Source organism: Clostridioides sp. LIBA-6622 (genome assembly GCF_056716095.1).
The window spans coordinates 711147-723482 of record NZ_CP196998.1 but is presented as its reverse complement, the minus strand read 5'-3'; the positions used below and the strand labels follow the sequence as shown (position 1 = coordinate 723482).

The following is a 12336-nucleotide window of genomic DNA, read 5'->3' as shown; positions in this document are numbered from 1 at the left end:
TTTGATTTTCTATTTTTTAGATGAATAATTATAAATCATCTTTTTGTCCATTTTGAGGTAGTTAATTTAATAGGCAGTCATCTTCTTCTTTTTGGATAACCATGTTTTAAAATAACTACTTTTTTATGTCTTTTTAAACAACCACTTTTATAAGTAGTCATGTTTTGATACTTAATAAGTTTTAATTACTTCTACTCTAATCTATATACTAATTAACTTATTTAATTTAGTGCATATTTGACACTTTACCTTTTATTATACCATTTATTCTCATAAATATAATAATTCTATTTTTTTAAAATAAATATTTATAATAATCTGAAATAAATATTTATAATATCTAATTAACCTTAAATAATTTAAGAAAAAATATCGAAAAATAAGTATTGTAAATGACAAATCATAAGTTTATTTCACTTTTATATGAGGCAACTTTATTCATTAACACATAATTTTACAAATAAATACGATACAGAAGCATACTATGAGCTTCTTCTTAAACACAACATACATTGTTATATAACCCCTAACAGTTACATCAGAAAGAGAATAAAAAAGAGCTTTTCAAATAATTAAATGAATAGATAAATGAAAATTAAATCATGAGACTATAGCTAGATAGAATATTACAAGATATTATTACAAAAAAATATATAAGAAAACATAAAAATAAGCAGTCAGTAAACATAAACTTTTACTAACTGCTTGTTTTTATTGTTTTATATCCTATAAATCGTCTAAATAATTTCTTCCTTCTAAGAATTCTGCTTCTAATCCTAATTTTTTAAAATAATTAACCATAGATATACAAGCAAATTTTTCTGTAGAATAATGAGTAGCACCTATAACATTAATTGAATTATCCTTTGCTATTCTATGGAACTCCAACACTGGTTCAAAGTGCTTTAGAGGTTTAGTAAATCCAGTTATATATAAATTTATACCAAGTTCAGCAACTTCACTTGCTACAAATGGATAGCTTCCTCCTCCCGCTGCAATAGCAACTAGACCATCTTTTAGTTCAGAATCTCCATAATCATACAATTTCACATCATGACCAACAGTTTTTTTAACTAACTCCTTAATATCTTCAATTGATTTTAAGGATGTCTTACATATAACACCTACCTTGATTTTATCATCATACTTACAAAATGGCTCTACGATTTCTAAGCCTAGATCCCTTGCTAAACTGACAGAAGTTGAATATTCACTATAATTGTCTAAAGGAGAATGTAATACGTAAAAAGATATTCTACGATTTCTCATCTCTTCCATATAAGATAATGGTATATCATGAAATGGGAAGTCTTCATCTGACGCTATATACTCCATTGCATGATGTGAAAAAATTAATACATCTTTTTCATCGCTATCTATAACCTGCTTAATTATGTATTTATCAGGAAAAGTGGCTGTATATACTTTATTGATTTCTTTGGCATTGTCTAGTACTAAGCCTATGTATTTTGTTTTAAATTCTGGAGTAATAAAATCATTGTCAAAATTCATAAAACTCCAATCATCATCAATATTTTTAATATCAAACTCCAATGCTAATTTATTATAAAGTTCAACTGCTTTAATAATAACCACTCCTTTTCAATAATATTTGACTGATACATATTAATATAAGAATTTTATAATAACTTCCTTTTGTATTTAAATAGTCTTGCCTTATTTTTTCTTAATATTATTAAAATTCTATATTTTTAAAGTATTTAGACGCCATTTTTATTCATATAATATTAATGTCATTTTATTTATTCTATATTGATATTTTATTTATTTTAATTTAACTTATTATTTTTGTCAAATACGTTCTATAGATTATATTCATTTTAATTTATTTAATTTTAGTTTGGTTCGCTTAATTTAATTTTAGTCATTCTTAATACAGATAGTTACTACTTAAACATATTGAACATAGATTTATACAATTATATCATCATGTGACATAAAATTTAATAAAACGTAAAAAATATTATTTAATACTTTCATACTGCTTTACAAATTCAATTGGATGTTGAATTATCTTAGAAGTTTCTTCTACAGAATATCCTTCAGATAAATACCTTCTAGCTATGACTTCCATAGACTCTCCTATCTCAATAATATGTTTATCAGGGTCGTAAATACGGACTACTCTCTGTTGCCACTCGTGTTTTAATGGCTGATGAACAAACTCTACATCTTTATAAGAATTTAGTTTTTCAATAAATTTATCAAAATCATCAACTTCGAAATAAAGTTCCATATTATTTGATTTTCGTATAATTGTATCTGGATTAATCCCTGTAAGCCATGCAAAATCTTCTTGTATAGCAAACCCTCCACTAAAAGTTACATTTTTACCTAAATCTAATTCAACTTCTTGCTCAAATAATTCTTTATAAAACTTTTTTGACACTTCTACATCATTCACTGCTAATAATGAAACTTGATATCTCATACATTTTCCTCCTAATTTTTAATACTCTTTTATCTTATTAATATCTTTATTATTTTTTTATTTTATCAGTTTAAATACGAAAACTGTATGTCATATTTGCAAAACTTATATATCCTACATTCTAAAGACTACTATCTTTATATTTAAAAAGCTACCTTAATTATACTTATCTAGTTTAAGTAAAGGTAGCTTTTTTAGATTAATAAAATATCAATTATTATTTTTCGATTAGATTTAATCTGATTTACATTATAATTCAGTTATAGATTTTATTTATACTACTTAAGTAGTCATATAAGTTATACAAATACACCATATGTGTCAGACTGACAATCTAAAAAAACATGTTAATTTATACGTTTTTTTCATCTTTGTTTAGACTCTTTATCCATTCTTCAATAAATAATATCTCCCCTTTGCTCAAATTAACATTATCATGCAATGATAACAATAAGCTTTTTATAGAAGAATCATGAACATTTTTAAAGAACTCTCTTGTTTCAACATTTATGTATTCCTTTTCTTTAACTAAAACTTCATAATGTGTATATTTATCTATCTTTTGAGAATTTAGAAAACCTTTTACTACTAATCTAGATAAAAGAGTCAAAGTCGTGGTTTGCTTCCATTGATATTTTTGCTCCATCCCTAAAACAATATCTTTTGAAGTTACTTTGGAATCTAGTTTCCATATAAATTTCATTATCTTTAATTCTGATTGTGGCAACTTTTTTATCGTCATAATAAACCTTTGCTACTCAGAATACAGACAAGCAATATCCGTAATAAAATTTTTTCTATTAAAAAATCTTATACTGATTTTTATAAACTCCGATTTATAAGATATTTTTAAATTTTAAATTTAGCTATTTGTACACAGTAAATATATATAAATAGTGTCAAATTTCTTTTGTGTTATATTGCTTAATTTTATGAAATATTTTGTACTCAGCTATCTATTTTTGGATACTTGTCCAGTAGCTCTCCTTTCTTTTGTGTTTTTTAGTTTTAAATATTTGTATTTCAGCAAATCTCATTTCCTTTAATTTTTCACTTCTTAACTTTTAAACTTTCAAAAAGCAATGTCTATTGTAATCTTAAGACCATATAATTTTAGCTCTAATTAAAAAATTCTATATAATTGTATTTGAATATTTTATCAGTTTTTTATTTATATCTTACGTTTTTCAAATTTTCATATTAATTATATTATAAATAATTAATATATTTCGATGTATATATACATCCATCTAAGATATGTACGGAAATAATACAGAAAAACTCTACTTTAGTAGAACTTCTGGACACAAATTATGACAATCCAAAATATTTCTCTTTCCTTAAATAAATAAGTATGATAAAATAGACCTAAAATAATTACATAAAAGATATTACACTTATACAGAACATCCTACAATAAAAATCTTCGTTAGCATATCATTATATTTTTCTTAAAATTAAAAACACTATACTCTAATTCTATTTTAGTAGAATTTTTTTGTCAATAATAATCTTAAATATTAGGTAAAAAATATAAAAAAAAGGAACTATATAAAGAGTTTAACAACTTTACAATAATTCCAAAATATTATTTCTATGAAAATTTTGATACCATAAGTAACTAGGCTTTAAGCGCATAAAGCAAAAGTTACTCTTTATTTAATAAAACTTGACAAGAAAAGAATTTATCATTATTCTACTCTAATAGAGTCCCTTTGTCAATAAAGAATAAAATTATTTTCAAAATATTTTCATTTTTCATTCTTATCTATTATTATTTTATAAAACATTACTTAATCAGTGGTAATTTTAAGATTGTTTTTATTCCTTGACAATCAATACTCATAATATCTAACTTACCCTCATGTGCATTGATAATACCTGCCACAATCAAAAGACCTAGACCATGATTTTGACCTTTAGCATAGGCTTCACTTAAGCCATTTTGAGATTTTAATAAATAGTTAATCTTTTCTTGACTCATTCCTTTTCCATCATCTTCAACAATTATATAACAAAACTCCAAATCTGATTTAGAAATCACCTTTATATTACATCCTTGTTGGTTATGAGTTATACTATTTTGTATTAAATTACTAATAGCTCTCTTTAACAATTTTTTATCTGCATTTATAGTGATATCTTCATTCAATATATCAAGCTCTATATAAAAATCATTATCCAAATTGTTATTTATAAATTCAGAAACAAGCTCTCTCAAAAACACAGAAACTCTAATATTGATACAATTTAATGGCTGCATATTATATTCAAGTTTAGACACTAAATTAAGGTCATTTATCAATTCTCTAATCTTAATTCCTTGATTACATATGATAGATGCTTGCTCCTGCTCTCTTTGAGAAAGACTGCTACTTTCTTCAAGCTCTCCAGAATATCCAATTATCATTGAAAGTGGTGTTCTTATATCATGAGATATTCCTGCAATCCAATTAGTCCTAGCTTCTTCTTTTTTTCTAAGCCTTTCATTTTTCATTTGCAACTCTTTAGATACAGTATTAATAGATTTTGAAATATCACTTAGTATTCCTTTTTTTTGGAGAACTACTGGCTCACCCTTTGACATAAGCTTTATACCAGTGATAATTGGTTTTATAGATTTAACCATTTTTAATCCTATAAACAAGGCTAGTAAAAATGTAATTATTGCATTAAATAAAAGCATACCTATTATTAACATAGGAAATTGATTTATTTCATCAATAGTATAGGTAAGATTGAATTTAGTATATTTATCTTTTGGATACCCTGTTACTAATGTTCCATTTGGATGTTCCCATACATACACAGGATAATCTTTTAAAAAGAACCTAGAAAACTTAGCTACATCTGTCAAGGTATAATGGTCTGGAATTTCTTTTGGCAAGTCAAAGCCCCATACTCTCTCTCCATTTTCATCAATTAACATTGCCCAAACTTTATTACTATGTAAAACTTCTTTACTAGAATCATCTAGAGTAAACTTCCCATCTTTTAAAATTAATTTATCTTCAAGCATTGCCAAATTTGTTCTTATTTCCTTACTCTCACTTTCATTCAAATCACTAGAATATTTGGATACAAATGTCACATATGAAAATGTAAATAAACCTAAGATATTTAATACAATAAAAAGTAATGAAATCAAGATACTTGAACCTATAAATCGTCTTAATATATACTTTACACTATCCAAAATTAACTCACTCCTCTTGACTTCTTTCATTCTTATCTAAAATTAATTAATAATCAACTTATATCCAAGCCCTCTTACTGTAAGAAGATGCTTAGGAGAAGATGGAGTCTTTTCTATCTTTTCTCTAGCCCTTCTAATATGAACCATAAGAGTATTTTCATATCCATACATATCATCTCCCCAAATAGCTTGACATAGTGAATCACTAGTAACAATTCTACCTTTATTTTCATACAACTTTAAAAGCAATGAATGCTCTTTAGCTGTTAAAGAAATTTCTTGCCCATCCTTTTCAACACATGCACTATTTAAATTCACAACAACAGAATCTCCCAATCTAAATACTGGCAACTCCTCTTCTTCTATATGCACATATACACGATTTAATATGCCCACAAGTCTTAATGTAAGTTCCTTTGGTAAAAATGGCTTTACTATATAATCATCAGCCCCTAGACCTAAACCAATCAATCTATCCTCATCTTCACCTCTTGCAGAAAGAAAAATAACTGGTATCTTAGATGTCTCTCTAATTTTTCTCATAATAGAAAATCCATCTCCATCTGGTAATACAACATCTAAAATCGCACAATCTGGCTTTATATTTTTAAATACTCTAATAGCCTCCTCATAACTAGATGCTAAAAATATTCTATTAAACCCCTCTTTTCTTAGGATTTCATCTATCATTTTTAATAATTCTTTGTGGTCATCCACCACAAGTATTTTTTTATCTTTTATTGATTCCATAACCATCACCCTTTTTTAGTATATCATATACCATTTTTTATGACTTAGACCCAATGGACTATTTAAGGTTATTGTAAGGTAAACGTCAGCTATATGAAATGTAGTCAAGTTATTATACTAATATAAGCTAAAAGAAACAATAAACATAGATAAAAAAAGGGGATGAAATATATGGAAATGATAATTAAAACACAAAGACTTTCAAAGGAATACAATAAAATATTTAGAGTAAGGGATATAGATTTAAGAGTTCCAAAAGGTGCTGTATATGGCTTTCTAGGTCCTAATGGAGCAGGTAAATCTACCACACTTAAAATGCTACTTGGACTTGCAAAACCTACACAAGGAAATATTAATATTTTAGATAAGGAATTAAATGATAAGAACAGAATATCAATTTTGAAGGATATTGGCTCATTGATAGAATCTCCATCATATTATGGACATTTGACAGGTCTTGAAAACATGACTATCATGCAAAAACTCTTAGACTTACCTAAAAAAAATGTGAATGAAGCACTGAAAATAGTAAGACTAGAAAATCAAAAGGATAAAAAAGTTAGTCAATACTCTTTAGGTATGAAACAACGCCTTGGTATTGCTATGGCTATAATGAAGTTTCCTAAATTATTAATACTTGACGAACCTACAAATGGGCTTGACCCCGCAGGAATTGAGGAAATTAGAGAATTAATAAAGTCACTTCCTGAAAAATATGGTATGACAGTTCTAATCTCTAGCCATCTTTTGAGTGAAATTGACCAGATTGCCACATCAATAGGAATAATAAATCATGGCGAACTTGTTTTTCAAGATAGTATAAAAGAACTTCATGATAGAGGTCAAAGTCACATTGCTATCAAAACGCAAAACATTGTATCTACGCAAAAACTATTGAACAATAAAGGATACATGTCACTTATACAAAATGGATACTTGACTATTGAAAATTTAAATGACTCAGATGTAGCCAAAGTAAATAGCATGCTTGTCAATTCAAACATTGATGTATTCAGAATAGAGGAACATAAAAAGAGCTTGGAAGATATATTCCTAGAACTTACTGGTAAGGCGGTGACTTTATAATGAAATATCTTGGTCTAGAATTTTACAAACTTAGAAGAAAAAAACTTTTTTTGATGACATTTTTATTTGTAGTTGTCGAAATATTGTGGTGCATCATGAACTCAAATAGAGCCATTACACGTAATCCAGGTACATTAAGTGGATTTGAATATTCATATATTATAATGAGCTTTGTAAGTTTAAATGGTTTATTCTTTCCTATTTTGATATCAATAATCACATCACGTATAAGTGATATAGAACATAAGGGAGATACGTGGAAACTTTTAAAATCTTCTGTAGCACCATTAAATAGTATCTATTTCTCTAAATTCTTATGCTCTACTATCTTAATATCGATGTCCGTATTGATGCAAGTGTTGTCTATTATACTGTTTGGATATTTCAAAAATATGATTGAACCCTTCTCCATACTTTTACTTTTAAAATATACATTTGGAACAATACTTGTAAGCATCACTATAATCGCACTACACCTATGGATTGCAACTGTAATCCCAAATCAGATGATTGCAATTACATTTGGTATGGTAGGTAGTTTTATAGGTTTAACATCAGGATTATTTTATAAGGGTATTCGTAGATTATTTATATGGTCTTATTACTTGGAATTATCTCCTTTGAACTATGCATATGACAATGTCAGTGGACCATCTGTCTACAGAATTGATATGAATCTTTTAATTACCATTATAATCTTCTTAATTGGAATGTTAATCTATTATATTGGAAGAAATTATCTATTAAAAAAAGAATTATAGGAGGGGTTTAAATGTTAAGGAAAGCAGTCTTAGGAGAAATCCTAAAGTTAAAAAATTCTTTTATATGGTATGTATTGATAGCTTTACCACTTATAAGTGTCTTGATTGGTTGTGGTAACTTTTATCTAAATCAAGGTATACTCACAAAACAATGGTATAGCTTATGGACTCAAGTTAGTCTTTTTTATGGGGAATTTTTCTTTCCTATCTTAATAGCAATCTTTTGTGCATATATTTGTAGGCTTGAACATATGAATCACAACTGGAATAATATAATGACATTACCAGTCAATCTAAAAAATATATTTTTATCTAAGCTTGCAGTAATTTCAATGCTTACAGCTATTACTCAAATTGTCTTTGTTATCTTTTACATAGTTGCAGGAAATATGTTTGCTTTTCCTGATAGTATCCCTAAAGAACTTACTGGTTGGATTGTTAAAGGTTGGATTATTTCTATTTCAATAGCTTCTATACAACTATATATGTCTATTAAGATTAGAAGTTTTGCAACTCCTATCGGAATTAGCCTTTGCCTTTCTTTATTTGGTATGGGGTTACTGGTAGCTAAGCCTTCTATTGGTATATTTTTCCCTTACTCTATGCTAGGAAGTGCAATGGGGATTATAAAGCAATCTGCTTTAAATATTAATGATACTATAGTTTCAATATGTGTTGCATTCATTACTACCATAGTGTTTTCTGAAATTGCCAATAGATATTTTAAGAAAAATGATGTTATTTCTTAATGCACAATATATTAGAATCAAATATATAATAATAAAGATTTAGAATAAAAACCATCTATTACAATTCAAGTATTTATTTTATTTAATTATATTTGAATTATAAGTAGATGGTTTACTTATTATATATTATATTTATTTGCACATTGTATATTTATTTTTATAAAGTAATTATTAAATTAAGGCTATATAATTTTATTTTTTATCATGATTATTTATATGTAACTTTAAAATATTTAGTGTTAAGAAATGACTTTCATTGTGTAATATGGTAAAATACAGGAAAAGCTTATATATATTTTTATGAGGAGGGCATATAAATATGTTTGCATTTGGATTTAGTTTAGTAATCCTTTTATTAGTACTGCTGTTAACAGTGGGTATATTTGTGGGTATTATAAAAAAAAATAAGCCAATATTGGTTACATCCTCAGTTACTTTATCACTAATACTTATTACTATAGTTGTAATCTGGAATTTAATTCCTGATACATGGTAATAAGCTTATTTACATAATTATATATTTAGACATAATTATATGACTCGCAAAGAGTTTTAATATTATTGGGAGGCAATTAATGAATACTATAGATTATGAAGATAGCAAAATAACAACTCTTTGGAATGAATATGCAAACACAAGAAATAGTGGCCTTAAAAAATTAGCAAACAAAAAGCTAGACCTTATGATTGAATACATATTGACATTACCTGAAAGTAAACAGAAACACTTTATTACATATATTTGTAAGGAACGTTTTGATAAGAATAATATAAAAACATTCCAGCAACCTCTAATTGTTAAGTTGATTTTTCCAATAGTTAAAAAGGCTATTTTAAATGAGGAAATGCCTTTTCTTAGATGGGGATACCAATTAGATATTCCTATTTTTTTGAATAGTGATGAATATACATACTACTCTTCTGAAAATATGTTAAAAGATGCTTTAAGGTTAGATAATAAAGATATTAAATCTGTAGAATTATTATTAAATAAGTATATAGATGAACTATGGTTTGCATCCCACCATATACAAGAAAGCTTTATTCTAAATACTGAAGAAAATATTAAATATGATTTAGATGAGATGGACAAGTTGCTTACAATGTATAAAGAAAACTTAGATTCATATAGTGAATATGTAAAAGAAAAGACTTATTATCAAGAGTTGTATGATTTATGGTTTCAATATGATGAAACTAATAAGGATATTTCATTCCCTGAATGGTTAGAAATTAGAGGATATAAATATTCTTGGTGTAATGTTTTTTATTATAAAAAATAATGGAGGCTCACTACTCTACTGCTTATTTAAAAACTATATATTTGTTATTTAAGAATTCTATGTTTGTTATTTAAAGGCGAGATGTTTGTTGTTTAAGAATTACATGTTTGTTGTTTAAAAACTATATGCTTGATATACTTAAATGTATAAATGTACATAATAATATTATTATTTAAATTTATTTAATAATATACTAAAGATTTAGTGCGAAACTGACTACTATATTATATAATGAAAGTTAATTAAATATAACTAAAAAATTATTGAATATGGTGAATAAATATTTAACCTTGAGAGGTGCAATTAAAATGATAATTAGACAAGAAAAAGAAAGTGATAAAAGCAAAGTGTATGATGTTATTAAGTCTGCCTTTGAAAATGAAGAAGTTTCTGACCACAATGAGCATAATCTTGTTAATAATTTAAGAAATAGTGATAACTTCGTTCCAGAACTTTCAATAGTAGCTGAATATGATGGGGATATTGTCGGTCATATCTTATTTACAGAAATAAAAATTGGGAATGATGTTCTTTTGACATTAGCACCTGTATCGGTTTCTCCTAGTATGCAAGGTAAAAAAGTCGGTACAAAGCTAATTGAAGAGGGACATAAAATAGCAAAGGAAAAAGGATATAGAGGTTGTGTTGTTTTAGGTCACGACAAGTATTATCCTAAGTTTGGTTATCAACTAGCAAGTAAATTTAATATAAAGGCTCCATTTGAAGTGCCAGATGAAAACTTCATGGTTATAGAATTATTAGAAGGTGGGTTGCAAGGAATCTCTGGTGTTGTAGAATATGCAAAGGAGTTTTTTGAGTAATCTTTATAGTTTATGATAGTAGAAAAAATAATCTTATGTGTAATATTTAGATGGCTTAAAATCAATTTTTTGAAATTGTAAAGTCGTCTAAATTTATTTTATAATACTGGGACTAGAAAGGATGTTTGAATATGTTTGAATCAAGATGTGGTGTCTGTTGTAACAGTTGTACAAGAAAAGAGCAAGTAAATTGCACTGGATGTCCAAATATGGAAAAGCCATTTTGGGGTGGAGAATGTAAGGTTAAAACTTGTTGTGAAGACAAGAAGCTTAATCATTGTGGCGAATGTGATACTTTCCCTTGTGATATGCTTTTAAATAAGGGGAAAGACCAAGGTTTTGACCCTATGATAAATATTGAGCAGTGTAAGAAATGGCTTAAAGAGGCAGTTTCTAATTAATTATCTTAATATATTTTAAAAGTTCTATCTACTAATTAGATTGTTAAATAATAAAAGTGAATCTTATATAAGATTCACTTTTATTATAAAAAATTATATATTATAGTAATTATTATTTCAATTGATATTAGGTTTTACATTGATTACAACACAAACTTTAAATTAAAGTAATTTATGATATTTTTTATTATCTACTGTAATATGTAGTTTTACTATTTCTCATTATCACTAACGTTCAATTAATCTGCCATTGTATCTTATACTTTTATAAACAATCAATATTATATCTCCCATTGCTTATTTTCCATCCTTAACATTCAATTCATCTGTTATTGTATCTAATAAAGCTATTATTTTTTCTTTTAATTTCTTAGGTACAGGTAATCCACATAAATACATATTTTTCAATATACTTACACTTTCATATAAAATGAATAAAATCGAAAAAAACTCAGATATCCCAAGGTGATTTAATTCTAGAAAATTAATCCAGTCTTGTGGTAGCATGAATAAGAAGTTAAATCTTGTAAGTATATCAAGCACTGACAAAAAAAATACACATGCTATCATTGCTACTTTTCTAATGCCTCCATCTATTCCAAGACTCGAATTAAATTTATGATTTTTTATTGCACTTAAGCATCCCAATAACGTATCAAATGAAATGGTTAAAATCACTAATTTTATAAATATATTATCTGCTAAAAAAGATGTTGTCATGTTAATGATTCCTCCTAGTTTTATATTAAGATAAATTTTCCCTACTATTAAAGACATAAAAGGTGAACTACTGTGTGTTAACTATAGTTCACCTTTTTATTATTAAATCTCTATTTT

At 26.4% G+C, this 12336-nt stretch carries 13 protein-coding genes; 7 read left to right on the top strand and 6 right to left on the bottom strand.

The features are described from left to right. Positions 1-726: 726 nt before the first annotated feature. From ACTG47_RS03635 to ACTG47_RS03615, 5 genes are all read right to left on the bottom strand, one after another. On the bottom strand, positions 727-1554 hold the full coding sequence (locus ACTG47_RS03635; RefSeq protein WP_479926151.1) for a Nif3-like dinuclear metal center hexameric protein: 828 nt from the start codon (positions 1552-1554) through the stop codon (positions 727-729). A 430-nt stretch (positions 1555-1984) separates the two neighbouring features. Next, positions 1985-2452 carry a VOC family protein gene (locus ACTG47_RS03630; protein WP_479926150.1) on the bottom strand — a complete coding sequence of 156 codons (468 nt, stop codon included), beginning with the start codon at positions 2450-2452 and terminating at the stop codon, positions 1985-1987. 352 nt (positions 2453-2804) lie between these two features. After that, a complete protein-coding gene (locus ACTG47_RS03625; RefSeq protein WP_479926149.1) occupies positions 2805-3194 on the bottom strand; it encodes a BlaI/MecI/CopY family transcriptional regulator in 390 nt (129 codons plus the stop codon). 1047 nt (positions 3195-4241) lie between these two features. After that, the gene (locus tag ACTG47_RS03620; RefSeq protein ID WP_479926148.1) at positions 4242-5648 is read right to left on the bottom strand and encodes a sensor histidine kinase; all 1407 of its coding nucleotides are present in this window, start codon (positions 5646-5648) and stop codon (positions 4242-4244) included. A 42-nt stretch (positions 5649-5690) separates the two neighbouring features. Next, a complete protein-coding gene (locus tag ACTG47_RS03615; protein WP_479926147.1) occupies positions 5691-6398 on the bottom strand; it encodes a response regulator transcription factor in 708 nt (235 codons plus the stop codon). 171 nt (positions 6399-6569) lie between these two features. Between ACTG47_RS03615 and ACTG47_RS03610 the strand changes: the two genes are divergently transcribed. From ACTG47_RS03610 to ACTG47_RS03580, 7 genes are all read left to right on the top strand, one after another. Next, on the top strand, positions 6570-7484 hold the full coding sequence (locus ACTG47_RS03610; protein WP_479926146.1) for an ABC transporter ATP-binding protein: 915 nt from the start codon (positions 6570-6572) through the stop codon (positions 7482-7484). After that, complete coding sequence (locus tag ACTG47_RS03605; protein ID WP_479926145.1) at positions 7484-8245, top strand: ABC transporter permease; 762 nt, start codon at positions 7484-7486, stop codon at positions 8243-8245. Before ACTG47_RS03610 ends, ACTG47_RS03605 begins: the two co-directional genes overlap by 1 nt. A gap of 11 nt (positions 8246-8256) precedes the next feature. After that, entirely contained in the window at positions 8257-8994 is a 738-nt protein-coding gene (locus ACTG47_RS03600) for an ABC transporter permease (RefSeq protein ID WP_479926144.1), read from the top strand. Between the two features lie 319 nt (positions 8995-9313). Beyond that, the gene (locus tag ACTG47_RS03595) at positions 9314-9490 is read left to right on the top strand and encodes a hypothetical protein (protein WP_479926143.1); all 177 of its coding nucleotides are present in this window, start codon (positions 9314-9316) and stop codon (positions 9488-9490) included. A 79-nt stretch (positions 9491-9569) separates the two neighbouring features. After that, entirely contained in the window at positions 9570-10277 is a 708-nt protein-coding gene (locus ACTG47_RS03590; protein ID WP_479926142.1) for a hypothetical protein, read from the top strand. 308 nt (positions 10278-10585) lie between these two features. Next, positions 10586-11098 carry a GNAT family N-acetyltransferase gene (locus ACTG47_RS03585; RefSeq protein WP_479926141.1) on the top strand — a complete coding sequence of 171 codons (513 nt, stop codon included), beginning with the start codon at positions 10586-10588 and terminating at the stop codon, positions 11096-11098. Positions 11099-11229: 131 nt separating this feature from the next. After that, entirely contained in the window at positions 11230-11499 is a 270-nt protein-coding gene (locus ACTG47_RS03580) for a DUF3795 domain-containing protein (RefSeq protein WP_479926140.1), read from the top strand. Between the two features lie 297 nt (positions 11500-11796). Here ACTG47_RS03580 and ACTG47_RS03575 read toward each other — a convergent pair whose 3' ends face one another. Then, on the bottom strand, positions 11797-12276 hold the full coding sequence (locus ACTG47_RS03575; protein ID WP_169470433.1) for a phage holin family protein: 480 nt from the start codon (positions 12274-12276) through the stop codon (positions 11797-11799). Between the last annotated feature and the right edge of the window lie 60 nt (positions 12277-12336).

Coding starts and splice junctions, on each gene's coding strand:
- ACTG47_RS03630 (WP_479926150.1), bottom strand. CDS start 2,452: ATGAGATATCAAGTTTCATTATTAGCAGTGAATGATGTAGAAGTGTCA.
- ACTG47_RS03625 (WP_479926149.1), bottom strand. CDS start 3,194: ATGACGATAAAAAAGTTGCCACAATCAGAATTAAAGATAATGAAATTT.
- ACTG47_RS03615 (WP_479926147.1), bottom strand. CDS start 6,398: ATGGAATCAATAAAAGATAAAAAAATACTTGTGGTGGATGACCACAAA.
- ACTG47_RS03610 (WP_479926146.1), top strand. CDS start 6,570: ATGGAAATGATAATTAAAACACAAAGACTTTCAAAGGAATACAATAAA.
- ACTG47_RS03605 (WP_479926145.1), top strand. CDS start 7,484: ATGAAATATCTTGGTCTAGAATTTTACAAACTTAGAAGAAAAAAACTT.
- ACTG47_RS03600 (WP_479926144.1), top strand. CDS start 8,257: ATGTTAAGGAAAGCAGTCTTAGGAGAAATCCTAAAGTTAAAAAATTCT.
- ACTG47_RS03595 (WP_479926143.1), top strand. CDS start 9,314: ATGTTTGCATTTGGATTTAGTTTAGTAATCCTTTTATTAGTACTGCTG.
- ACTG47_RS03590 (WP_479926142.1), top strand. CDS start 9,570: ATGAATACTATAGATTATGAAGATAGCAAAATAACAACTCTTTGGAAT.
- ACTG47_RS03585 (WP_479926141.1), top strand. CDS start 10,586: ATGATAATTAGACAAGAAAAAGAAAGTGATAAAAGCAAAGTGTATGAT.
- ACTG47_RS03580 (WP_479926140.1), top strand. CDS start 11,230: ATGTTTGAATCAAGATGTGGTGTCTGTTGTAACAGTTGTACAAGAAAA.
- ACTG47_RS03575 (WP_169470433.1), bottom strand. CDS start 12,276: ATGTCTTTAATAGTAGGGAAAATTTATCTTAATATAAAACTAGGAGGA.